A 24998-nucleotide genomic window follows, 5' to 3' on the forward strand; every position below is an offset into this window, starting at 1 on the left:
CGGCCCGCGCGATGGCGCAACATCGATGCGATCGTCGATTGGTATCGGACCATCTGGAACCCGCCGCCAACATCCGCCGCGGTAGGTCTGGGATCTCTCCGAACTCGCCATTCGATGCGGTCGAACTAACCCGCGGCCTTGAACGTCGCGACTTGCATGACCCAGGCTGCGGATCCTGAGAGCGATGCGGTGGCGCCATAGCTTCCGGTTGTCGTGACGAACCTGTCTTCGGCAATGTCGAGATCCGGTGACGTGATGATACGCGTGGTGAAGCTGCTGCCGGCTGCGGAGAATCCTCCCGCCGTGGTTCCTGCGCCGAAGATGAGTTCTCGTGCTGACGTCGTGCTGACCGTGCCGCTGTTTGCCGAACTGCCGGTGCCCGATGCCGAGGCGCCGGCGTCGAACGGGTTGACGGGATCAAGGCCGCTGTATTCGAGAGCGCGGAGATCGACGAACTGCGTGGGAGCATTGAAGGTCACCGTCACCGCGTTGGTCCCCGCGGCGGCGGCCTTGATGTTCTTCGCGTAATAGATGGCCTGACTGACGCCGCTTCCGCGCGCGGTCGGGACAGCGAGTTCATAGACGTTGCCCGCAGAATCGGTGACGGACGCAATGTTGGATGTCGTGTTGTTCCAGCCGATGACGAGAATATTGGTATTCCCGGCCACTTGCGCAGCGGCGTAGGTGACCGGGACCTGCGTCTGGTTGGTTTGCGGCGTGGCCGCATTGGCTTGCACGAATGCAAGTGGCGCGGATGTGGTGACCGCGTTGTAGGTCGCCGTATAGGTGGCGCCGCCGGCCGGCACGACGAGGATGTGGTCCTGCGCGCCGCCATCGGACCATGAGACGAAGTTGTAAGTGGTCGACCCGACTGTCGCGTTGCGCGCTTCGATTTCATGATGAAAGCCGATGAGCGTGTCGTATGTGAACGGCGTGGCGCGCGCGATGCCGTCGAGATACAGCGTGACACCGGCGGGCGCCGTGGCGAAGTTGAGATTGACCTTGTCGGGGAAGATCGTGACAGCCTGGCTCGATTGCAGCCCGCTGGAGTCCGTGACCGTGAGCATGATCCGGTAGCGCGTGAAGCCGCTGAAGTCATGCCCGGAGGTCGGGATCGTAAAGGTTCCGCTGGTCACGCCGGTGATCGGGATGCCCGGATGCACATGTCCCTCATGCAGGAAATCGATGTTCCAGGTGTAGGCGCTGGCAGGCAGTGTGCCGTCTTCGGCATCGGTCGCGGTCCCGCTGAAGGAAATGACATCGCCTGCCCTGAAGACCGCGCCATCGGTCGGCGAGGTTATGGTCGCGACTGGACGGGTGCCCACGGTGATCGCGATCGGCGTCGAGAGTGTCGCATTGGCCCCGTCGGAAACCGTGAGGCGGGCCTGATACGGGCCGGCGACCGTATAGATGTGCGACGGGTTGGCCTCGGTCGATGTCGTGCCGTCGCCGAAATTCCAGGAATAGGATAAGGGCTGTCCCTCCGGATCGGAGGAGCCGGCGCTGGAGAAATTAACGGCGAGAGGCGTCGGCCCCTGCGCGGGCGATGCGGAAGCGCTCGCGACCGGCGGCAGGTTCGAATCGATGAACGAGATGCGCCGGATCTTGCTCACGCCGAATGTGCCGCTGATATCGGAATAGCCGAGATCGAGATAGTAGAGAGCCCCCTCGGGCCCCTCCGTCAGATAGACGATGTCGCCATAGGGGCCATCGACGGATCCATCCTGCGGCTCGAAGTTGATGACGCCGGTAACCTTGCCGTTGGCGTCGAATGTCAGGCGCTTGATCCAATTTTGCGTGTAGTCGGCAAAGAAGAAGCTGCCCTGGTACTCGCTGGGGAATTGCGTGCCATGATAGACGAACCCCGCAACGACAGCGGCGTCCCGTCCATTATGCGGATAGTAATAGGCCGGCGCGGTGTAGGCGGGATTGCCGTTGGGTGTTTCGACGTTGGGCCACCCGTAATTGGCCCCCCTGGCGCCGATATCGATCTCTTCGATCGCCGTGGAATAGGTGTTTCCGCCGACGTCGCCGATGATCAGGCGCCCGGTCGGCGCGTCGTAATAGGCGCGGAAGGGATTGCGCAGTCCGAGCGCCCATATCGCATCGAAGTTGGGGCCCGCACCGTCATAGAAGGGATTGTCGGTCGGGACCGTGCCATCCATGTTGAAGCGCAGGATCTTGCCGCGCGGTTTGGTGAGATCCTGCGCCTCGCCGGCGTTGAAATGCTCGCCGGTGGTGATCAGGATCTTCCCGTCATTGCTGAAGTTGATCGCGCCGCCATGGTGTTCGGCATTGGCGATCTCCGAATCCTGGTAGATGACGAATTCGCTGCCGGCGACGGTCCCCGTCAATGTCGCATTTGCGGTAAACCGCGAGAAACGATCGACGTTCGGCGAGCCCAGCGTGTAGAAGATGTAATAATAGTGGTTGGTGCTGAAGTTGGGATCGAGTGCGACGTCGTAGATGCCCTGCTGAACACCGGCCGAGCCGATATTGCTAAGCTTCAGGAACGGCGTCGGATCAGGCGTCGTATAGGGCGCCGGCAAGACCTTGATCGTGCCGGCCAGTTCCACCAGCAGCATGCGCCCGTCGGGAAGGAATTTGATCGCGGTCGGGAGATCGAATCCGGTGGCGAGAATTTCATTCTGAAAATTGCTGGCATTTGCCACATTCACAGCGATTGGTGCCGACACTGCCGTGTGGCCGTCGATATCGGTCGCAAGCGCTGTGATCGTGTGCGAGCCATTGTTCACGGTTCGCGTATCCCAGGCCAGCGCATAGGGGGCGCTGGCGTCAGGGGCGCCTGCTAGGACTCCGTCGATATAGAACTGGACGGTGGCGACGCCGGTGTCGTCGGTTGCGGTGGCCGTTACATTGACGATGCCGCTGACCTGCGCGCCGTTGGCCGGGACGTCGATCGAAACCTGTGGCGATCCGGCGGCCGGACCACCGACTGCTATGGTCATATCCGACTGGATCTGTGCCTGGGTGAGCACGCGGCTGTAGATGCGCAGGTCATCCAGCAATCCCTTCTGGAATTGTTTGCCCGAGGCATCCGCTCCGATATTCATGGCGTTGCCGCGCGCCGTAATCGATGCCGAGAGCGCCTGCGTGTTGACGAGAGCGCCGTTGACATAGGTTCGCACCTGCGCGCCATCGAAGGTGATGGCCAGATGGGTCCACTGGTTGAACGGCAGCGTGGTGCCCGCCGTGGCGACACGCGGCCCGCTGCTTGTCCCGATGTAGAAGTCGGTCTTGTTGCCGCCGCCGAGTTCCAGGCCATACTGATAGTAGGGCGAGGACATCGTCGTATTCCAGAATTTCCCGATAACAACCGAATCGCCGCTCGCCAGTGGCTGGGGATTGATCCACATCGACAATGTCAGTGCATTGCCGGAAATATTGGTCGAGGTTGAATTCGGGATCGTAATGTAGTCGTTCACGCCGTCGAAGCTCGCGGCCTTGCCATGCTGGCCCGCCACCCAGGCAACGCCATTGACCAGCGTCGCTGTATTTCCCTGGCCAGAGGAATCACTGGCAGTCGCGCCAACTCCCTCATCGAAAGAGTAGGCCGCGGCCAAGCCGACAATTTGCGTATTGGATACTGTCACCGTGACAGGTGGAGAATCCGCGGTGTTGTTCGAGGTGTCGCGCGCGCGCGCGGCGATCGTGTGGACACCGTTGGGAACGGTGCTTGTGTCCCAACTGACGCTATATGGAGCCGTCTTGTCCTCGCCTCCGCCGATCGCGACATTGTCGACCAGGAAGGTCACGCCGCCGACGCCAATGTTGTCGGTTGCATTGGCACTAATCGTCACCATGCCGGAGAGCGGCGCGGTTCCGGTCGGCGCGGTGATGGTCGCTGAAGGGGCAATCGTGTCGGGTGTGAGCGTGGTAGCGCTCGCAGGCGCCGATTGTGCCGAAAGATTCGCGGCCGCATCCACTGCGCGCACAGTGTAGCTATACGTGGTTCCGGACGCTAAGCTGGTGTCGTTGAACGTGGTTGTCGCCGAGGTTCCAACCTGCGTGTTGTTGCGGAAGACCTGATAGCCCGTGACCGCTACATTGTCCGTCGAAGCATTCCACGAGAGGTTGATCTGCGTCGGCGAAGTGGCCGTGGCAGCGAGGCCAGTCGGGGTGGAGGGGGGCGTCGTATCTGCCGCAGCGGTGGTCTTGAATGTGCTGTTCGCGCTGATCGCTTCGTTGCCGGCGGCGTCGATAGAGCGGACGCGATAATTATAAGTGGTGTTGGAGGCCAGACCGGCGAGCGCGACGCTGTGCGCAGTCACCAAGGTCGGGTCAAGCGTCGTCGTCGTGCCGTAACTCGCCGTGAGTCCATATTCAACGCGTGACGTCGCTGCTTCGTTGCTCGTCCAGGTGATTTGCGCCGAATTGCCGGTGATGTTGGTGGCAGTTCGTGCCGAAATCGTTGGGGCAGTCGTATCGAGGGTGATGGTATCGGTGACGGCTGTGGACCAGTTGCCCGCGGCATCGTTGAACTGGACATAGACGGTCTTGGCGCCGGCTCCACTGGAGAGCGTCCATGTCTTGGAGGATGCGAACGCCTCAGCGGTCGAAAATGAGGTGCCGTTGTTGGAGAACCGCATTTGCGTGACCGAGGTGACCGCATCGGTTGCGGTCAGCGCAAGCGTGACGGTCGTGGTGTTGGTCGCGGCCGCCCCTCCGTTGATGACGACGGTGCCGGTCGGCGCCTGGTTGTCGATGGTAACCGTAGCCGCAGTCGATGTGGTGATGTTGCCGGCAGCGTCGCGCGCCTGGGCCGCAATCGTGTGGGGGCCGTTCGATACTGTCGTCGTATTCCAGGAAACGCCATAAGGCGACGTGGTATCCTCGGATCCGATCGTAGCGTTAGCATCAAGCAAGAACTTCACGCCGACCACGCCGACATTGTCGGAGGCCGTGGCTGCAAGGTTGACCGTCTGCGAGAGGATCGATGCCGGCGGCGTGAGCGCTACGGTCGGCGGGGCCGTATCCGGTGGTGGCGGGGTGGTCCCCCCCAGCGGGGTTGTCATATCCGTCTGGATCTGCGCCTGCGTGAGCGCATGATCGGCGATGCGGACATCGTCTATCCGTCCGGGGAACTCGAAGCCGGTACTGCCGGAGCGACGGCCAATGGTCACGTTCGCTGTCGAGTTCTGCTGGGAATTGCTGACGGTGCCGTTCAACTGGCCGTTGTCGAGGTTACCGTTGAGATAGACATCCAGCGTCTGGTTGGTGGCGTTGTAGACGCCGGCGATATGATACCAGGTGTTGAGCTGGAGCGTCGTCGCGCCGTAGCGAAACATCGCACTGCCGGAGTTGGTCGTGAGCTTGAAGCCGATGGTGCGAGGGCCGGTATCCTTGGTGAGATCGAGCTGGTATCCGGATTCGCCGGAGGTGCGCTTTGATACAACCGCCGCGTCATCGGAGGGAAACGAGCTGACATAGACCCAGGCGCTGACGCTCATGCTGCCGGTGAATTGCAGCGCAGTCGGGTTGCCCAGATTCACGAAATCATTCGCGCCATCGAGCGCCACGGCGTTTCCGTACTTGCCCGCCGTGAAAGTCGGACCGTTGGTCAGCGTACCCGTAATGCCGTGGCCCGATGCATCCGCCGCTGCGGTGCCGGAAACTTCGTCGAAGGCGTAGCCGGCGGTAATACCGAGGGGATCTGCCGCCAGCAGCAGCCGCGGTTCGAGCGTTTCAAAGATAATCTGCGCAGGGGGAGAGGAAGGCTCGCTGTCTCTGCTCCCGCGACGGGGGCGCCGATTCACAAGTCGCCGCGTCACCCGGTTGAACAGGCTCACAGAACTCGACATCGCGCACTCCCAACGTCAAGCGACGGACTCTTGGGTTCGATGCAATGCGCTCTTCAATACCACACCGTTCTGCGCTTGTTAATCATGCCGGTATGGGCGGTTTTAGTTTAATTCCATCAGGACGTTAGTGCAGAAAGAGGGCGCGCAGAGGCGGTCGATCTGGCCGCGATAGATGTTTGTTCGTGAATTTCTTTGTCATTCCGTCCCCGCGAAGCCGAGAATTTTGCTGACCCGCTGATCTTCAGCAACAGCGGCTCGGCGAGCGCGCCGGTGCAGACGTTCGGCCGCGCGTTGACTGCAGTTACGTAGAGCGCGTGCGATCGCGGCAGGAATAGGTCGATCGGGTGACAGGCTTCGAGTGACCAGTTGGAGCAGCCTGCGCGAGGAAAAGCGTTGAAGGAGTTCATCATCAACAGCGACGATGGCCTCGTAGCTGCCCGGGTCGCCTTGCCGGCCGGCGCGCCCGAAGAGCTGGCGGTCGATGCGCCGGGATTCATGGTACTCCGTCAGGATGACATGCAGACCGCCTGCCTCGCGCACCACCGCATGCAGTTGGATGTCGGTGCCCCGCCCGGCCATGTTGGTCGCGACCGTGACTCTGTTCGGTTGCCCCGCACGCGCAACGATATCCGCTTCCTCGCGATCCTGCCGCGCGTTGAGGACCATGGGGTCGAGCCCTGCCTCGTGCAGCAACCGCGAGATATGTTCGGATGCCTCCACCGATCGCGTTCCGACCAGGACGGCACGGCCCGCCCGCGTCGCCGCGCGAACGGAGCGGACGACCACGTCCCATTTCTGCTCTGCGGTCGGCAGCATGCGCGTGCCGGCGTTCAGACGCCGCAACGGTTTGTTCGTTGGAATGCGAACGATCGGCAGGCCGTAGGCGGCGTATAATTCGCCTGCCGGCTCGATCGCAGTTCCGGTCATGCCGCAGAGATGCATGTAGCGGCGAAAAAAGCGCTGATATGTGATCTGTGCCAGCGTCTTGCGCCGCTCCGTGATGGCGCAGCGTTCCTTCGCTTCGATCAGCTGATGAATCCCGCTTTCCCAAGAACGGTCGGGCATGACGCGCCCGGTATACTCATCGACGATCTGCACTTTGCCATCGGCAACGATGTACTGGACGTCGCGCCAGTACAGATGCTGGGCAGCAAGCGCATGCTGGACGAGCTCCTCGCGGGCGCGCCGGATCGCCCATAAGCCCGGCAGCCCGGCCGAGAGCTTGGCGATCTCGCTTTCGCCGTCCATGGTGAGGCGTATCCGTTTTTCGTTCTGCAGGATCTGAAATGCTTCGCCGGCCTTCAGACGGCGCGCGATCTCGAGCGCGGCCTCGTAGAGACCGGCCGCGTTCTCAGCGTTTTCCTGCGCACCGGACAGGATCAACGGCGTGCGGGCTTCGTCAATGAGCACGCTGTCGGCTTCGTCCACGATTGCAAAATGGAGGCCGCGGAGAAGCAGCGGTTGATGGCTGCCGATGTGTCCGCCCTTGAATATGCGGTCGACAAGGAGCCGCGTGCTCGCGCGGCGCGCGCCGAGCGCCAGCCGGTCGCGGAGATAATCGAACACGAGCTCCTTGTTGGTGCAGTAGGTCACGTCGCTCGCATAGGCGCTCCGCCGTTCCTGGGGCGATTGCCCGTGCTCGGCGAGCCCGACGGTAAGGCCCAGCGCATTGTAGACCGGGCCGAGTTGCTCGGCGTCGCGGCGAGCGAGATAGTCGTTGACGGTGATGATATGAACCGGACGGCCCATGAGCGCGGCGGAGATCGCCGGCAGCAACGCCGTCAAGGTTTTGCCTTCGCCGGTTTCCATTTCGGCGATAGCCCCTCCCATCATGGCGGCGCCACCCAGCAGTTGAACGTGGAAGTGGCGCATGCCGACGTGACGACGCGCCGCTTCGCGCGCAAGGGCGAACGAAAGGGCCCGTTCGCGCGAGTGGAAGCGCGCTGACAGCAATCCTGCGCGCAATTCATCCGCACGCTCGCGCAGCCGGCGATCCGGCAGGTTCATGACCTGCGGCTCCAGGGATTCGACCAGCCGCGCGAAGCGCGAGAGCCGGTGTTGCCTGATGGTAAACAGCAGATAGGGCGAGATCTGGCCCCAGCCACCAAGCAGCGCGCCATCGAAGCGGCCCTCCTTGCGGCTGGCGCGTTCAGCATAGGGCGCATCCATCGCGAGCGAGCCCGCATCCATGATCTGCCGCCGGCTGCGAGGATGCGACATGTCGTTGTCTCAGATCTGCAGCCGGGACAGCAGCAATTGGCGCACACGACGCCACATCTGCCAGCCTATCGGCTCCCAGACATGATCGAAGCGCACATAGGCGCGGCTGCCAAATGCGGCCGGTGGCGTGGCTTCTGCGGACAATTCGACGTCAACCTGGAAAACACGTTGCAGCGCCCTGGTTCCTTGCTGGTCTGCCGGATCGACAGTGAGCGCGCCGCCGCCCGCACCCCCCAAGGCCCTGCTGGGGAGATTGTTGTGCCCCGCCGGAACTTCGCGAACGATTGTCGCCGGCAGAGTTTCATCGAGGCGCTCGGCGAGCTTGACCGTGACGCCGCGCAATTGATGACGAAGGAGATCAATATCGTCCTGCCGGATCGTTGCGCGGATGATGCGCGCGTCATGGGGGAGCACGTAGCCGATCTGCAGACCCTCTCGCACAAAGCGCCCGGGCAGATCCTGCGATTTCATCACCGCGAAGATGCCATCGCTTTGACTGCGTACAATGAGCCGCGCCGCGCGGCTGGTTGCCGTCGCAAGTTCGGCGCGCGCTTGCCCCAGTTCCGTGGTTGTCGTCTCGGCCCGCATGCGATCGGCAAAGCGCTCAGTGGCAAGACGAATCTCGAGTTCAGCGACACGCGCCCGCAGGATTTCGAGTTCGGTCCTGGATGTGGGGTCCTCGCTTTCGATCAACGCATCGCCGACGCCCACCCTTTGGCCGGGCTCGATCAGGAAGCCGTGCACGAAACCGTCCGCTCCCGCGCGCACTATTGCGTGTTCCGGCAGCCAGACCACACCTTCAGTCGTGAAGTAGAGCGGCGCCGGGACCAGAAACAGGACGATCCCCACGACCAGGATTGTGCCGAAGGTCGCAGTCATTGCGCGGTTGCGATTGCGATGAAGGCGCGGGCTTGTGAGCACCAGCCACAAAGCCTTGCCGATCGGCAATGCAATCCCCGTCAACAGACTCCAGATCGCAACCGCGATCCCCACAGCGAAATACTGGGAAGCGATGAATACGGCGATCGCAAGCATGACTGCTTGGCGGTAGAGGAAGGCAGCGGGTCCGTAGATGAGGAACCAGATGCGCTCGCCATCCGTTGCAACGAATTCTCTCAATCCATCGGTGCGAAACACATATCGGTCGACCAGATAGCCCCAGTAGCGGGTAGCGCGCTGCGCAAGGTTCGGAATTTCCAGCAAGTCGGCAAGAATATAATAGCCGTCATAGCGCAGGAGCGGATTGCCGTTGAACACCAGGGTGGAAACACCTGCGACCACCATGGCGTTGAATGCCAGTGCCCGAGCAATTCCAGGCTCGACCGCAAGCCAGACATAGAGTGCAAGCGCGGCGATAAACACCTCGACGATCATTCCGGCCGCGCCGACAAGCGCGCGCTGCCATTTGCTGCGGAATCCCGATGCCGCCGAGGCGTCGACATAGGGTAGYGGTGCAAATACCAGAAGCATGACGCCGAACTCGTGCACGGCTCCCCCGAATGCCTTGACGGCAAATCCATGCCCGAATTCGTGCATGACCTTGAGCAGCAGATAGGTCAGGGTAAGCGGTACGATGTTGTCGGTGGCGAGGATACGGTCGGTGGCATCGGCACTGAGGTCTTGCCAGTGCTGCGCGGCCAGCAGCAGCGCCGGCAGCACCATGAGCAGCCACAATGCGGCTCCCGGGCGGCCAAACAGCCACCGGGCGATTGGCAGCGTGCGCTCGAAGAACTTGTCCGGGTGCCAGCACGGTATTCTCAGAGCCAGCGGATAGAGCACATTACCCAGCCACCGGGATCGTCCTGTTCGCGCGGCACGCTCCAGCAGCGCGCTTGAATCGGGTGTTACCTCGGTCTGCAGCAAGTCGGATGCATTGAGTTCCGCCAACAACCGGATCACGTCGTCCTGACTCGGCGCCTCCTCTCCGAGCTTGGCTCCTATCTCATGCCAGAGCTGGTCGACAGTGCGCACTCCATCCATGGCGGCAATCATCATGCAGCTCGCCGGGGATAGGCGGTGTACGCGGCCGTTGGCATGATCGTGCACGACAAACCAGACATTGCCGCGATAGCGGTGGCGTAGGACCGAGGTGTGGTCGCGCAGCTTTGGCTTGCGGAGCGCGACGCGATACCAGGAGGAGCTCAGGAACGGGGCGACGGTCATGTCGGCGTCTCAGGGCAGGTACTTCCATGCAGTTAGGTTTAGCCAGTCGAAAACGGGGTGCATCCAGATCCAGACGAGCGAGCGTCGTCCGGTTGCGATCTTGGCGACGCCTTCCATCCCGGGGCGCAGACGCAGTCCAGGTTCCGACAGGCGCGCCTCGATCCGGAAGGAGTTGCGTCCCTCCTCGGCGACCGTCACCGGCGTGATCTTGCTCAAGATCAGCGGCAGCGGGTTGCCGGGTTGGCCAGCGAGGGCGACGGTGCCGCTCTGACCGACCGCGACATAACGCACGTCGCGCTCGTCGACCTGAACGATCAGGCGATAAGCGTACAGCGGAGCGACTTCGAACAGAACCTTCCCCTTTTCCACCGGCGAGCCGAGCATCTGAGTCAGATCTCCCGACACGACGATGCCGTCGAAGGGCGCAAGGATGCGTGCTCGGACGAGCTTCTCGTCCGCGAGTGCCAACTGCGACTCGGCTTGGCGAATCTGCGGCTCAAGCAGGACAAAATTGTTGCGATCGTGCTTGGCGAGCGCTTCCCGATGCCGCTGCAGCAGCTTGTCGCGCTCAGCACGCCATTTCAGGCGCTCGAGAACGAGCTCGCGGTCCTCGAGCGCGACCAGGAGATCACCGCTCTGCACGGTATCGCCGGCGCGCACGGGAGCGGTCCGAATGTATCCGTCGAAGGGGGCTATGGCGGCGCGTTGCAGCTCAGCTTCGAGTACCGATTTTGCGGTGATGCGATGCTCGCCATGCGCGAAAGCTGCGGTCAGCGTCAGCGCAGCCAGAGCGATGGCGCCGAGCTTGAAACCGGGTCGCCGTGGGCCGAACAGCGCATCGACCCCGTCGCCAAGGCGATCGATTATACGCCCCGTGACCCATCTGTTCGATCGCAACTGGAGCCCGATTTGCGGCCCCAACAGAGCTGCGACGGTTTCCGCCAGTTGCAATGTATCCGTGGTGAAGGGCTCGGCGCGATGGCGTTCGAATGTGAGCGCGCCGATCGGCTCCCCGTGGTGGCCGTTCAGCACAACCGACATGGTCGTCGCGCCGACGGTTTTTGAGCCCTCCGCCAGTGCCTGATGAGCAATGTGCACGGCGTAGTCCATCACGGGCAGCAGCGGATAGGCGACGCAACGGCGTTGCTCGACCGCTTCATCCATCGCGTTCTCGATTGCATCCGCCACGCGGCTCTCATGTTTGAAGCTGGCGGAATGCGACATCGCCTGGAGGCGGACTGTGCCATCCCGCTTGACCACCCCCATCGATACGCGATCGCATCGCAGGCGCGTTGCAAGCTCATTGGCGATGCTGATCGCCGCCTCGGGCAGTCGCGGTCGTGCCCCAACGGTCGCGAGGAGATCGAGGCACGCTGCGGCCCGCGCAACATCAAGCGAGAGATCCTTGGCGCGCCGCGCCCAAGGCAAGGTCTCGAGCCAGCCCGCACCCCAGCGCAATTGTTCGGCAACCGTTTCTGGGGCGACGGCGGATGTGCCGGCGGTTGTCGTCAAGGCTATGGCCGCGGCGGCGATTGGCGTGGTCGCGCCGAGCGGCAGGGCCACGACAAGGGCAACATGTTGCGCAGGACTGGCTTCCGGGCCAACGCGACCGTGGGCTACGATGACACGGCGCTCCGCAAGAGCCTGTTCGGCGAGCCGAGAAAGATCGCCGACCTGAATGTCACGCGCGGGCCATGTCAGGGACAGGCATTGCGCGTCGGAAGCGACCGGTCGGATGAGCAGGAGACCGGCGGCAACGCCCGCGATGCGGCTGCATTGTAGAGCAAGCCAGGCTGAGCCAAACGCCGCTTCATTGCTCGCATCCAGCAGTCCGCGCCAGTGCGCCGCTGTGGACGGCTCTGCCGGTACCACATGCAACGGGAGCGTTGGGTCCGCATTCACCGCTCGGGCTCTGTCTGGCTCAGACATGCGTGGCGTCCAAAGCGCGTCGACAATGATACTGCCTGCACTACGGAGCGGCCGTTTTGCCGGGTCGCCCGACGAAGATGGGTAACGATGCTGACCTTGAGCCTGGTTTTAGTTCGAAAACTGTGACCCGCCTGCAATCCCCGATGCAGTGTCTAGCAAATTTAGCTGCTGATCTTAGGCCTGCTTCTTTCAATGAGTCAAAGAGAGGTGTCGCGTGTTATAAGTGCAAAGCCAGTCAGAAGCTGCATGGCGGGATTACGTATGGCGGCATCAAATGGCACGGTATTCCATAGAATTCAGTGGCTTCGTTGCATCGCATGGTGTGCGTTGTGGCCGCTGGGGCCCTTCTTCCTGACCGCTTCTCCAGCGAGGCCGCAGACACCGGCAGTGCCGCCCGCCGCTGGACAAGAGTTCGAGTGTGTGATCGAGCCGCAGCAGGTCGTCAAACTCGCGAGCCCGGTGGTCGGCTTGATCGCACGCCTTGATGTCGACCGGGGCGATATCGTCCGGCAAGGCCAAGTCGTCGGCAAGATCGAGGATGGCATTGAGGTGGCGAATCTGGCGCTCGCACGCGCGCGCGCGACCAATGATGCGGCAGTTAAATCAGCGGAAGCGCGGGTGCAATTTCTGCGCAGCAAGTACGATCGATTGGATAAGCTCCACAGTAGGGCGGTTAGTTCGCTTGCTTCTCTTCAGGAAACGGAGGCTGAAGTCGATGTTGCTGAGCAGCAACTTAAGGAGGCGCGGCTCAACTTAAATATCGCTCGGCTCGAAGTGGCCCACGCGGAAGAAGTATTGAATCAACGAACGCTGCGAAGCCCGATTGACGGCGTGGTGGTCGAGCGCCTCCTTGTTCCAGGCGAGTACCGTAACGACCAGAGTCCGGTTCTCACGCTCGCGCAGATCGATCCGTTGAGGGTTGAAGTCTTCGTGCCCTCCGCATATTTCGGGCAAATTCGTATCGGCAGCAAGGCCGAGGTGCGTCCGGAGCAGCCGATCGGCGGTGTCCATACCGCGCTTGTTTCCGTGGTCGACCATGTGCTCGACGCCGCGAGCGGTACGTTCGGGATACGCTTGGCTTTGCCGAACCCGCATTTGACGCTGCCTGCAGGTATTCGCTGTAGAGTCACGTTCTCAATGCAGATTCCCAGCGCTCTCCCAGCCGTAGAAGCTAACGACATACCGCCGAAGAAGTAATTGTAGAGCGACAATATCGACATCTTCATCCTGCAAGGCGTGCCGAGGCATGTTCGCTCCCACGACGTCCAGAATTCATCGCGAAGGCCGTTCGGGCACCTCGAAATACGGCTTCCCTGAAGGGCTGCTTGTGATTCCAGGGGGGTATCCGCACCTTCGTGAGGCCCATTTTGGAAACCGCCCTGACGGCTTCCGATACCTATATGGCTGCTGCTGCAGCAGTGCTGCCGAAGCCGAGCAAGTAAGCGGGAGCTGTTCAGTAGCCGTTCAACTCAATCGGCGCGATCATTCACGATCCGACAGCCGACCCGGCGACTGCCTGGACCCGATCCTCCGGGTTTGACGGACAACGCCATGAACCTCTCACGCAATCTGCTGCCGCTTGCCGCGCTCGCGATGATGACAGGCTTCGGCTTCGCGCAAACACCGGTGCAAATGAGCCCGGATACCAAGCCGGCCGTGACCTCGCCTGCGCCCGCGGCGCCTGCCAAGAAGGCTACGACAACCTCAAGTGAAAGAACCGCAAAGTCGAAGGCGTGCTCGGCGCAGGCTGATCAAAAGGGACTTCACGGCAAGGCCCGAAAGAGGTTCCGCGACGACTGCAAGCGGAGCTGACCAAATCGCCGCTGCCCGATTTGATGAAGTCCTTCGGCTTCTGCACGATTTTATCGACAAAGCCTGGCGGCCAGCCTTCCCGCGAGGCGGATCCTCGCGGTGGCGATGCGTCAAGCTCGCGCCTCGAGCTCTTAAAACCGGCCCAGACCACGCAGCGCTCCCACCTGCATCGGTACGGCGGGACGGGCGAGCGCTCGTCCGTCACCTGGGGTCGGTGAGCCGGGATGCTATGCGGCCTTGCGGTCATGCCGCCCTTCGCAGACTTCCTCGATGATCTTGGCCACGAAGGCCGGCAGATCATCCGGCTTGCGGGAGGTTACGATGCCCTCGTCCGTAATGACCTCGGCGTCCTGCCAATTGGCTCCCGCGTTGAGGAGATCCTGTTTCAGCGTCGGCCAGGAGGTTACCTTCCGGCCCTTGGCTATGCCGGTGTCGATGAGGAGCCACGGCCCGTGGCAGACTGCGGCGACGACCTTACCCTGATCGAAGAAAGTCTTGATCAGCGATAGCGCCTTGTCGTTGCCGCGCAAGGTATCGGGGTTCATCTGGCCGCCGGGGAGCACGATCGCATCATAGGCAGTGGCGTCGATCGCATCGAGCGCCTTGTCGACCTTGACCGCGCGCCCCCAGTCCTTCTTGTCCCAGCCCTTGATTTCGCCGCTCTCCGGTGAGGCGACCTGCACCGTTGCGCCAGCCTCCTTCAACTTCGCGAGCGGCACTTCGAGCTCGGACTGCTCGAAGCCGTTGGTGGCGAGAATGAGGATATTTTTGCCTGTTAGGGCACCCATGTGAAATCTCCTGTCCTGGGGCACTTCCAGACCAACAGAACAGGCGGCGATGCGTTCCACGGTTCACGCGCGGTGTCGTGGAGCTCTTTCCTGAATCGTTGAGGTTCCACGCCCTGACCGACCGCCGGTGACGTTCCATCGTTTTAGGACGGAAGTCTGCGAGCTGTACCCGCCGAGAAAGTGCTTTGGCGGGCTTTGTCATCAACTGTCGACCAGGTGGCGCTGCCGGTCTGAAGCAGGGCGTCATGCTTCAGATCCTCTTCATCCAGCGCCAATGGTGCGCATCGGGCAACAAGGTACCCGAGATTCATTCGCTTACGTTCCTGATCGCGCCCCGCAAGGGAGGCCTTCACCTCACTCCAGACGGCCTCGAAGGCAGCAAAGGCCCGGGCGAGATCGGCAGGGTCGCTCAGCGATGAGAAAGGTATTTCTCCTCTCCCAAAGAAGTGGGCTGCGAGGAGATCGACCGATCATCGCGCCAACCCAGATGTTTGGCCGCCCCGACATCGCGGTCTCGGCCGACACCTTGACAGGCAACTCGGTTCACCCATAGCATATCATATAATAAAATGGCATTTCATTATTCAAAACGAAATGCGAGGAACGCCTTTGTCGACAGAGCCGCCAAAAGCCAAGGGGAAGCCCGCGCCTGCCGGCACCAGCACGCTCGATCTCGCGCTTCACGCGGTCGACTACCTGGTGCAGCAGAGCCGCCCGGCTTCGCTCGCCCAGATCGCGGATGCTCTCTCGGCGTCGAAGGCGACGATCTATCGGCATCTGGTGACGCTGCAGCGTCACGGCTTCGTCCGCCAGGAGGCCGAGACGGGCCGTTACGAGGCGGGGATCAAGCTGATGATGCTGGGCGAAGCCCTGCGTCAGCGCTTCGATATCGTCAGCGCCGCGCGCGAGGAGCTGATGACCTTGCGCGACCACACCGGCCAGGCGGTCACGGTCTGCGCCGCGATCGACGACGAGCTGATCGTCCTCGAACTGATCCAAGGCCGCACGCTCATCGAATTCTCCACGCGGCCCGGCACACGGCTCGCCTTCCACGCCAGCGCCCACGGCAAGATCTGGCTCGCCTTCGGCGCGCAAGAGCGCACCGCCGCGATCGCCAGCGGCCCGCTCGAAGCCTGGACGCCGGCGACCATCGTTTCAACGCAAGCGCTGCTCGCCGAGGTCGACGCCGTTCGCGAGCGCGGCTGGGCCACCGCGCCGAACGAGGTCATCACCGGCGTCAACACGCTCGCCGCCCCCGTCTTCGACCACCGCAAGGTTCTCGTCGGCTCGATCGCCATCGTCGGTGCGACGCAGTTCATTCCGCCCGTTCCCGATCCTGAACAGATCCGTGAGGTCGTCGGCAGCGCCGCACGCATCTCGCGTGGCTTGACCTGGAAAGACTGAGAGCATGACCTATTCGCTGGCCGTCGATATCGGCGGCACCTTCACCGATATCGTCCTGCGGGACTCCCGCGGCGGACTCAGCGTCGACAAGACACTGACCACGCATCACGACCTGCTGGAAGGTTTCTTCCGCGGCGTCGACTCCGTTCTTGGCAAGGCCGGCATCGCCGCGGGCGCGGTCGATGGCGTGGTGGTCCATGCCACGACGGTCGTCACCAACGCGCTGATCGAACGCAAGGGCCTGCCGACGGCGCTCGTCGTCACTGAGGGCTTCAGCGACGTGCTCTCGATCCGCAACGAGCACCGCTACGACATGTACGACCCGCAGATCGAATTTCCCGAGCCGTTGGTCACGCGCGAACTGACCTTCGGCCTGAAGGAGCGTGTCCTCGCGGACGGCACGGTGACGCTTGCGCCGAACCCCCAGGACATTGCGAGACTCGCGGCCGATATCCGGGCCAGCGGCGCGCGTGCCGTTGCGATCTGCTTCCTCAACAGCTTCGCCAACCCCGACAACGAGGCACTGGTCGCGGCCGCCCTGTCGCGCGAGCTCAACGACGTCTTCATCTGCACCTCCTCGGAGGTCGCCCCGCAGATCCGCGAGTACCAGCGGGCATCGACGGCGACCGTGAACGCCTATGCGATGCCGATCTCGCAGCCCTATCTCAAGCGGCTGAGCGACCGGCTGCGTGTCGAGGGCTTCGCCAACACCCCGCTGATCATGCTGTCCTCGGGCGGCGTCGTCGGCGCCGAGACGGCGGGCCGCAACCCCGTCCGCATGATCGAGAGCGGACCTGCCGCGGGCGCGCTCGCGGCCTGTCACTATGCCGAACTCCTCGGCATCGACCGGCTGATGTCCTTCGACATGGGCGGCACCACCGCCAAGGCCTGCCTCATCGAAAACCGAACGCCGCTGATCACCGGGCTGTTCGAGGTCGATCGGCGCTACCGCTTCCGCGAGGGCAGCGGCCTGCCCGTCACTGTGCCCTCGATCGACCTGATCGAGATCGGTGCCGGCGGCGGCAGCATCGCCCATGTCGACGATCTCGGCCTGCTCAAGGTCGGCCCCGAAAGCGCCGGATCCAACCCCGGCCCGGCCTGCTACGGTCGCGGCGGCCGCAACGCGACCGTAACCGATGCCGACCTCGTGCTCGGGCTGATTGATGCCGAGAACTTCCTCGGCGGCGACATGTCGCTCGACAAACCGGCCTGCGACGCCGCCATGACGCGGCTCGGCGAGGCGCTCGGCCTCAGCGCCGTCCAGGCCGCGCGCGGCATCTACCGCATCGTCACGGAAGCCATGGCCTCGGCGGCGCGGACCCATGCGACCGATCGCGGCGTCGATTATCGCGGCCTGCCGCTCTTCGCCTTTGGTGGTGCGGGACCGCTCCATGCCTGCGGCGTCGCCGAATTGCTGCAGAGCACCAGCGTGATCGTACCGCCGCAATCAAGCGTGCTCTCGGCCTTCGGCACGCTCGTCACCCCCGTCCGGCTGGATCTCGTGCGCAGCGACCTGACGCGGATCGACCATCTCGACTGGGAGCGCGTCGACCGCGTTATCGGCGACCTGGAGAAGGAAGGGCTGACGGCGCTGGGCGAATCCGGCTGCGCGGCTCCCGACGTCACGATCCTGGTCGGCGCCGACATGCGCTATGTCGGCCAGCAGCACGAGGTCACGATCATCTTCGAGACCGATCCGCGTCAGAGCCGCGACGCCGCGGCGCTGACGGCCCAGTTCGAGGCGGCCTATCGCACGCTCTACGGCGTCAACCCCTCGCATGTCCCGATCGAGCTCGTGACCTGGCGTGTCGTCGCGCGGGGCCCCCTGCCGCATTTCGACGGCCAGGCCCGCGCGCGGATCGCGGCCGGCGCGCCGAAGCGCCACCGCCCCGTCCATGCCTGGGAGGATGGCCAGTCCGTGCCCGTCTATGAGCGTTCGACGCTCGCCACCGGCCAGTCCATCGCCGGCCCCGCCATCATCGAGGAGCGCGAAACCACGACCGCGCTGCCCCCCGGCTGGAGCGCGACGATCGACGCGCTCGGCTGCATCGTCGCCACGAAAGGTTAAGTCCGATGGCAAAGTCACCTGCGATGGCGAAGTCACCTGAGATGGATGGCGTCGAGCTCGAAATTCTCTGGTCGAACCTGATCGGCATCGTCACAGAGCGGGCCAAGGCGCTGCAGCGCATCGCCTTCAGCCCGATCGTGCGCGAGGCCGGCGACCTTGCCTGCGCGCTGTTCGATCAGCGCGGGCGCATGGTTGTGCAGGCCAATACCGGTACGCCCGGCCATATCAACTCGCTCGCCTTCGCCGGCGCGCATCTGGTGCGCCTGTTCGAAGGCCGCTGCGAGCCGGGCGACGTGCTGATCACCAACGACCCCTGGCTCTCGGCCGGGCATTTCTTCGACATCACCATCCTGACGCCGATCTTCGACGGGAAGAAGCTGCTCGCCTATATCGGCTCGACCATCCACCACACCGATATCGGTGGCTACGGCATCGGCGCCGGCGCCCGCGACGTGCATGAGGAAGGCCTCTGGATTCCGCCGCTCAAGCTCTATGAGCGCGGCAAGCCCAGCGAAATGCTGCACGACATCATCCGCCGCAATGTCCGCACGCCCGATGCCGTCTTCGGCGATCTCTCGGCGCAGGTTTCGTCCGGCGAGGCAGCAGCCGATCACCTGATCACGCTGTGCGAGCGCTATGGTATCGACGACATCGAGGCCTTGTCGGACGAAATCATCGACCGTTCCGAGGAGGCGACCCGCAACGCCATCCGCAAACTGAAGCCGGGCACCTATCACGGCGAGGCGGTCTTCGACGTGCCCGGCGGCGAGGTCATCACCCTCAAGACTGCCGTCACGGTCGATGCCGAGACCGGGTCGATCATCGTCGATTTCGAGGGATCCTCGCCGCAGACCACGACCGGCATCAACGTGGTGCTGAATTACACCCACGCCTATTCGACCTTCGCGATCCGCTCCTGCCTCAATCCGGATCTGCCCAACAACACCGGTTCGCTGGCGCCGATCGAGGTTCGCGCGCCCGTCGGCTCGATCGTCAACTGCGCCTACCCAGCGCCGGTCAATGCGCGCCACGTCGTCGGCATGTACGTGCCGATGCCGATCCTGAAAGCACTGCATCAGGTGATGCCGGAGCGGGTCCTCGCGGAAGGATCGGGCGCGGTCTGGACCATCCAGATCCAGGGGCGCAAGCCCAGCGGCGAGCCCTTCACGTCGTCGATGTTCAACTATTCCGGCGGCATGGGCGCCCGCGCCGGCAAGCCGGGACCGAGCGCGACATGCTACCCGACCGGCGTCGCGGCCGTGCCGATCGAGATCCTGGAAGCGGCGATGCCGATCGTCTTCGATCGCAAGGAACTGCGGCCTGGCTCTGGCGGCAAGGGCCGGATGCCGGGTGGGGACGGCCAGATCATCCAGTTCCATATGCGCACCGACCACGCCTGGCTGCTCAACGCCGTGCCGAGCCGGCTCGAGCGCGGTCCCGACGGCATCGATGGCGGCCTCTCCGGCGCGCCCGGCCGCTTCCTCGTGAACGGCAAACCCGTCAGCGAAGCCAAGAAACTGACCATGCAGGCCGGCGACGTCGTGCTGCTGGAGACGCCCGGCGGCGGCGGCTACGGCAAGCCCGTGGCCTGACGACGAGCGCGGCCAAACTCAAAATCCAGAAAAAGGCGGGACCTCGCATGGGGGTCACCAGCCGGGATCGAACAAACCGGGAGGATCGATGATGAAGCAGACCCTTTTTGCGGCCGGCCTTGCCGCGGGCATCGCGCTGGCCGGCGCGATGCCGGCCAGCAGCCAGGAACCCTACAAGATCGGCGTCTCCGCCGGCTTGACCGGCTATGCCGCGACCGTCGACCGTGCCTGGCGCGACGGCGTCGAGCTCGCAGCCGCCGCGGTCAACGCCAAGGGCGGCGTGATGGGTCGCAAGATCCAGGTCGTCGTCGAGGACAACCGCTCGGAGCCTCAGGAAGCGGTGACCGTCTACCGGAAGATGTTGAGCTCGGACAAGGTCGACGTCTTCGTCAGCGGCTGCGTCTCGGCCGGCAATTTCGCGGCCGCCGCCCTGCTGCTGCGCGCGAAGGTGCCGATGATGCTGTGCTCGATCCTGCCGCAGCAGCCCGAGCATCTGGCCTGGGCCTTCACCACGCTGCCGCCTGCCGGCTTCGAGATCGACAAGCGACTGGAATACCTCAAGGAAAAGACGCAAATCCGCAAGATCGCAGTGCTGCACGACCCGACCCCTTACGCCAACCTCCAGAAGAGCGTGGCCGAGCGCAATGCCGCGAAATACGGCCTCGAGGTCGTCTCGGTCGACCAGTACAAGCAGGACGATGCCGATCTGAGCGTGCAGATCAGCAAGGCCCGCTCGGCCGGCGCCGGTGCGATCCTGAAGATCGGATTGGGCGGCACGACGCTGACGGCGGCCAAGAACATCATGCAGCTCGGCGCCGACATGCTGCTGCTGACCAGCCTCGAGGATCTCGCCGTGTTCGGCCCCGTCGCCGAGGTGCTGGGCGACAAGTTCTTCTTCGTCGCTTCGCCCTCGCAGGTCTACGAGGCTTTGCCCGAAGGCGCCCTCAAGAGCGGCATCAAGACCTTCCTCGATCCCTGGCGCGAGAAGTATCGGGATCGCGATCCCAACTGGGCCTCGCGCGGCTGGGACGGTGTCATGCTGACGGTCGCCGCGATCGAGAAGGCGAAGTCCTTCGAGGGCGAGAAGGTCCGTGCGGCCTATGAGGAATTGTCCGGCTTCCAGGGCACAACAAGCATCTACAATTTCCGGCCGGACCTCCATCAGGGCATCACCGAAAACCCCTTCGTTCTCGCCACGATCGAGGGCGGCAAGGTCAAGGTGGTGCAATGATCTCGGCGGTCGCGGCCAAGATGCAGGCCGGCGCTGTCTCGCCATTGGCAGGCGCGGCTCCGCCGAGGTCAGCACGTCCAATTTTGGCCGCGACCGGCCTTTCGGCCCGCTACGGCCACATCCAGGCGCTGCACGGGGTCGATCTGCGCATCGGCGAAGGCGAGCTCGTCGCCGTGCTCGGCCCCAACGGCGCCGGCAAGTCGACCCTGCTGCGCGCCATCATGGGGCTGTCGGCCAATAGCGGCGAGGTCCGTTTCCGGGGTGAGGCCCTGCCAAGGCAGGATCCGGTCGCGGTTGCCGCGCGCGGCCTCGTGCTGGTGCCGGAGGGGCGCGGCCTGTTCGCGCCGATGAGCGTCTCCGACAATCTCGAACTCGGCGCCTATCGCCTGCGCGACAAGGCCGAGTTCGCCCGCCGCCGCGAGCGCGTGCTGACCCTGTTTCCACGCCTGAAGGAACGACTCGGCCAGGCCGCGGGCTCGATGTCCGGCGGCGAGCAGCAGATGCTCGCGCTCGGCCGGGCGCTGATGGCGGGGCCGAAGCTCTTGCTGCTGGACGAGCCCTCGCTCGGCCTGGCACCGCGCGTCACCGGAGAAATCCTGGAGACGCTCGGCCTCCTGAACCGCGAAGGCCTGGCGATCGTGCTGGTCGAGCAGAAGGCGCCGCTGGCGCTCGAACTCGCCAGCCGCGTCTACCTGCTTTCGCTCGGGCGCATCGCCGCCGAACTCGATCCGCGTGACATCACCTCCCATGACGATCTCGCCCAGCATTACTTCGCCTGAACGGCGCCCGCTCCGGCTGGTCGGCCTGCTGCCCTGGCTCTTTGCCGCGGCGGTGATCGGCTACGCTATCGCCGTGGGCGGCTATGCCGCCACCGTCGTCTCCTTCGCGCTGATCTATGCCGTGTTCGTCACGGGACTGAATCTGTTCATGGGCTTCGCCGCCCAGGTCTCCTTCGGCCAGAACGCCTTCGCCGCGATCGGCGGCTATACGTCAGCCGTGCTGACGGCGAGCCACGGCTGGGGCCCTTTGCCTGCCATGGTGATCGGCACGGTAGCGGCCGTGCTCGCCGCGGCGATCATCGGCTATCCGACGCTCAGGCTGAAGGGCCACTACCTTGCCATGGGCACGCTGGCGATCGGGCTGATCACCTACGAGATCACGGTCGAATGGCAGTCCGTGACGCAGGGCTATCTGGGGATTTCCGGCATCCCGCCCTTCGGTATCGGCTCCTGGGAGGTCAGCTCCGACAGGGGCCAGCTCATCCTGCTCTCGCTCGTCGTCGCCGCCTGCGCCTTTGCCGCCGCGCGCATCCGCCGCTCTCGCTTCGGTCGTGCCCTCTCGGCAGTCGCCGGCAGCGAGGAGGCGGCGACCGCGCTCGGCATCGAGGTCTCCCGCTACAAGCTCGCCGCTTTCCTGCTCTCGGCCGGTTTCGCGGCTCTGGCCGGGTCGCTCTTCGTCCACGTCGTCGGCTATGTCAGCCCGGAGGTCTTCGGACTGCACATGGTGATCGTCACCTTCACCATGCTCTATGTCGGCGGCATCGGGACTGTCGCGGGGCCCCTCGTCGGCGCGCTGATCGTCAGCCTGCTGCCCGAGACCTTCCGCGCCTTCAAGGAGTATCAGGACCTCGCCTATGGCGCGGCGCTGATCCTGCTGCTGATCTACGCGCCGCGCGGTCTTTCCAGCCTGTTCGCCCCGCGAGGCCGGTCATGACCCGGCTGCGCCTCGATGGTGTGACACGACGCTTCGGCGGGCTCGTCGCCGTCGACGACATCTCGTTCGACGTGCCGGCCGAAGGCGTCACCGCCGTGATCGGCCCCAATGGCGCGGGCAAGACGACGCTTTTCAACCTGATCTCCGGCTTCCTACCGCCGAGCGCTGGCCGCATCACCTTCGAGGGCAAGGACATCACCGGGCGCCCGCCGGCCGAGATCGCCAAAGCGGGATTGGTCCGGACCTTCCAGCTCGTGAAGCTGTTCGAGGATCTGAGCGTGCTCGACAACGTCAAGGTCGGATGTCATCTGCAGGGCAGAGCCGGCCTGCTCTCGGCGCTGCTGCGGCCGGCGTCGGCGCGCCGAGAGGAGGCTGCCGTCGAAGCCCGCGCACGCGAACTCCTCGTCTTCGCTGGCCTCTCCGCCTTCGCGGACGAGCCGGCCTCCGGCTTGCCCTATGGCCGCCAGCGCATGCTCGAACTGGCGCGGGCCATGGCGGCCGGGCCGCGCCTGATCCTGCTCGACGAGCCCGCCGCGGGGCTCAACACCGATGAATCGGCCGCCTTGTCGCGCATCATCCGGCGTATCGCCGAAGAGGGCGCCAGCGTGCTGCTGATCGAGCACGACATGACGCTGGTGATGAACACGGCCGACCGCGTCGTCGTGGTCGATTTCGGCCGCAAGATCGCGCAGGGCACGCCGGCGCAGGTTCGCGCCGATCCCGCGGTGATCGCGGCCTATCTCGGCACGGGCAAGCCTGCTGCCGGCAAGTCAGCCACGCAGGAGGCGGCCAATGGCTGACTGGTCCTATATCCCGCAGGTGCTCGTCAGCGGGCTCGGCATCGGCTGCGTCTATGGGCTGATCGGCATCGGCTTCTGCGTCATCTACAACGCCAGCGGCATCGTGAACTTCGCTCAGGGCGCGTTCGTGATGCTCGGCGGCATGATCACCCAGGTGCTGTTCGCGCGGAACGGCGTGCCGCTGCCGGTCGCCGCGCTGATCGCGATAGCGGCGGTCGCCATGCTCGGCGTCGCGATCGAGCGCGTCGTCGTCAGGCCCTTGTGGAACCGCAAGGCGACAATGTTCGTCATGATACTGGCGACGCTTGCCGCCCAGATCGTGATCGAACGCCTGACGTTGATCGCGGTCGGCGACCAGCCCAAGACATTGCCCGTCTTCACCGACCGGCCGCCGCTGATGATCGGCTCCGTCGCGCTTGGCTACCAGCTCATCTGGATCGTCGGCGGGTCGCTCGCGATCGTCGGTCTGCTGGCCGCCTTCTTCGGTCTGACCCGCACCGGCAAGGCGATGCGTGCCTGCTCGATCAACCGGGAGGCCGCGGCGCTGCAAGGCATCCCGGTCTCGCGCATGCTGGCGCTCGCCTTCGCGCTCAGTGCCGCGCTCGGAGCCATCGCGGGCATCCTGATCACGCCGACGCAGTACACCGCCTTCAATGTCGGCGTGCCCTTCGCGATCAGCGGCTTCATCGCCGCGATCGTCGGCGGCTTCGGGCGTCCCTTCGGCGCCTTCCTCGGGGGCTTGCTGCTCGGGCTACTGCAGGCGCTGGCCATCGTCGGCTTCGGTGCCGGGCTGAAGAACGTGGCGGCACTTTCGGTGCTGCTGCTGTTTCTGTTCATCCGGCCCTCGGGAATTCTCGGCGCGGCCAAGTAACGATCCAAGCGACAATCGGAGAGCCGGTATGGACATTCACAAGATCGACTGGAGCGGGATTCCCTGGACACCGGTGCGCCCGGGTGTGGACCGAAAGGCGTTTTCGGGCAGTGCCGCCACGCTGGCACTGCACCGGCTGATGCCTGGCCACGAGCCGAAGCCGCACACCCATCCCCATGAGCAGATCGCCTATATCGTCAGCGGCACGATCCGCTTCGTCATCGGCGGAGAGGAGCATCTGATCGGCCCTGGAGGGCTGGTCGTGATCCCGTCGAATGTCGAGCATTGGGGCGAGGTCGTCGGCGACGAGCCGGTGATCAATCTCGATGTGTTCACGCCGCGCCGGCCCGAATACGCTTGAGCTGGATACTCATATGATTTTTCGTCAGTAACGGGCCGCCATTAGCGGAACTTGGCTCGCCGCCCGGAGGCGGACATTCCGCGGGCGGGCCAACTCATGCCAACCGCAGCATTCCTTGAAATGCGAGCGTCCAGCAGCATCAGAGCATTAGCCTTGCTAGCAAGCGGCCTTAGGCTACTCATTCTCAAGGGAGATGCGGGGGGATCCATGGCGCTTCGGCTCTC

General features: G+C 64.1%; 17 protein-coding genes. 12 read left to right on the plus strand and 5 right to left on the minus strand.

Annotated features, from left to right (window positions below):
* Positions 1-125: 125 nt before the first annotated feature.
* The 4 genes from AC1DEZ_RS06135 to AC1DEZ_RS06150 all read right to left on the minus strand — a co-directional run bounded on the left by AC1DEZ_RS06135 (position 126) and on the right by AC1DEZ_RS06150 (position 12134).
* Positions 126-5822, minus strand: coding sequence for a LamG-like jellyroll fold domain-containing protein (locus AC1DEZ_RS06135; RefSeq protein WP_476779041.1), 5697 nt, complete (start codon positions 5820-5822; stop codon positions 126-128).
* A 195-nt stretch (positions 5823-6017) separates the two neighbouring features.
* Complete coding sequence (locus tag AC1DEZ_RS06140) at positions 6018-8042, minus strand: preprotein translocase subunit SecA (protein ID WP_476779042.1); 2025 nt, start codon at positions 8040-8042, stop codon at positions 6018-6020.
* A gap of 9 nt (positions 8043-8051) precedes the next feature.
* A complete protein-coding gene (locus AC1DEZ_RS06145) occupies positions 8052-10205 on the minus strand; it encodes an HlyD family secretion protein (protein ID WP_476779043.1) in 2154 nt (717 codons plus the stop codon).
* Positions 10206-10214: 9 nt separating this feature from the next.
* Positions 10215-12134: an efflux RND transporter periplasmic adaptor subunit gene (locus AC1DEZ_RS06150; RefSeq protein ID WP_476779044.1), complete on the minus strand. Its 1920-nt coding sequence runs from the start codon at positions 12132-12134 to the stop codon at positions 10215-10217.
* A 261-nt stretch (positions 12135-12395) separates the two neighbouring features.
* On the opposite strand from AC1DEZ_RS06150, the gene AC1DEZ_RS06155 reads away from it, so the two are divergent.
* Together AC1DEZ_RS06155 and AC1DEZ_RS06160 are read left to right on the plus strand one after the other, a co-directional pair.
* The gene (locus tag AC1DEZ_RS06155) at positions 12396-13331 is read left to right on the plus strand and encodes an efflux RND transporter periplasmic adaptor subunit (RefSeq protein WP_476779350.1); all 936 of its coding nucleotides are present in this window, start codon (positions 12396-12398) and stop codon (positions 13329-13331) included.
* A 354-nt stretch (positions 13332-13685) separates the two neighbouring features.
* Positions 13686-13946 (plus strand): PsiF family protein, encoded by a 261-nt coding sequence (locus tag AC1DEZ_RS06160; RefSeq protein WP_476779045.1) that lies wholly within the window; start codon positions 13686-13688, stop codon positions 13944-13946.
* Between the two features lie 227 nt (positions 13947-14173).
* Here AC1DEZ_RS06160 and AC1DEZ_RS06165 read toward each other — a convergent pair whose 3' ends face one another.
* Positions 14174-14734 (minus strand): type 1 glutamine amidotransferase domain-containing protein, encoded by a 561-nt coding sequence (locus AC1DEZ_RS06165; protein WP_476779351.1) that lies wholly within the window; start codon positions 14732-14734, stop codon positions 14174-14176.
* Between the two features lie 245 nt (positions 14735-14979).
* Between AC1DEZ_RS06165 and AC1DEZ_RS06170 the strand changes: the two genes are divergently transcribed.
* The 10 genes from AC1DEZ_RS06170 (at position 14980) to AC1DEZ_RS06215 (ending at position 24774) form a co-directional block, all read left to right on the plus strand.
* On the plus strand, positions 14980-15153 hold the full coding sequence (locus AC1DEZ_RS06170; RefSeq protein ID WP_476779046.1) for a hypothetical protein: 174 nt from the start codon (positions 14980-14982) through the stop codon (positions 15151-15153).
* Between the two features lie 190 nt (positions 15154-15343).
* Positions 15344-16138 (plus strand): IclR family transcriptional regulator, encoded by a 795-nt coding sequence (locus tag AC1DEZ_RS06175; protein WP_476779047.1) that lies wholly within the window; start codon positions 15344-15346, stop codon positions 16136-16138.
* Between the two features lie 4 nt (positions 16139-16142).
* Positions 16143-18206: a hydantoinase/oxoprolinase family protein gene (locus AC1DEZ_RS06180; RefSeq protein ID WP_476779048.1), complete on the plus strand. Its 2064-nt coding sequence runs from the start codon at positions 16143-16145 to the stop codon at positions 18204-18206.
* 5 nt (positions 18207-18211) lie between these two features.
* Positions 18212-19798 carry a hydantoinase B/oxoprolinase family protein gene (locus tag AC1DEZ_RS06185; RefSeq protein WP_476779049.1) on the plus strand — a complete coding sequence of 529 codons (1587 nt, stop codon included), beginning with the start codon at positions 18212-18214 and terminating at the stop codon, positions 19796-19798.
* Positions 19799-19889: 91 nt separating this feature from the next.
* Entirely contained in the window at positions 19890-21029 is a 1140-nt protein-coding gene (locus tag AC1DEZ_RS06190; protein WP_476779050.1) for an ABC transporter substrate-binding protein, read from the plus strand.
* Between the two features lie 83 nt (positions 21030-21112).
* Positions 21113-21808: an ABC transporter ATP-binding protein gene (locus AC1DEZ_RS06195; protein WP_441514507.1), complete on the plus strand. Its 696-nt coding sequence runs from the start codon at positions 21113-21115 to the stop codon at positions 21806-21808.
* Entirely contained in the window at positions 21777-22742 is a 966-nt protein-coding gene (locus tag AC1DEZ_RS06200; RefSeq protein ID WP_476779051.1) for a branched-chain amino acid ABC transporter permease, read from the plus strand. Before AC1DEZ_RS06195 ends, AC1DEZ_RS06200 begins: the two co-directional genes overlap by 32 nt.
* Positions 22739-23542 carry an ABC transporter ATP-binding protein gene (locus tag AC1DEZ_RS06205; RefSeq protein ID WP_476779052.1) on the plus strand — a complete coding sequence of 268 codons (804 nt, stop codon included), beginning with the start codon at positions 22739-22741 and terminating at the stop codon, positions 23540-23542. Before AC1DEZ_RS06200 ends, AC1DEZ_RS06205 begins: the two co-directional genes overlap by 4 nt.
* Entirely contained in the window at positions 23535-24413 is an 879-nt protein-coding gene (locus AC1DEZ_RS06210; RefSeq protein WP_476779053.1) for a branched-chain amino acid ABC transporter permease, read from the plus strand. The genes AC1DEZ_RS06205 and AC1DEZ_RS06210 overlap by 8 nt, the downstream gene beginning before the upstream one ends.
* 28 nt (positions 24414-24441) lie before the next feature.
* Positions 24442-24774, plus strand: a complete 333-nt coding sequence (locus AC1DEZ_RS06215; protein WP_476779054.1) for a cupin domain-containing protein — start codon at positions 24442-24444, stop codon at positions 24772-24774.
* Positions 24775-24998 lie beyond the last annotated feature (224 nt).

The organism is Allobosea sp. 10L422, assembly GCF_056395345.1.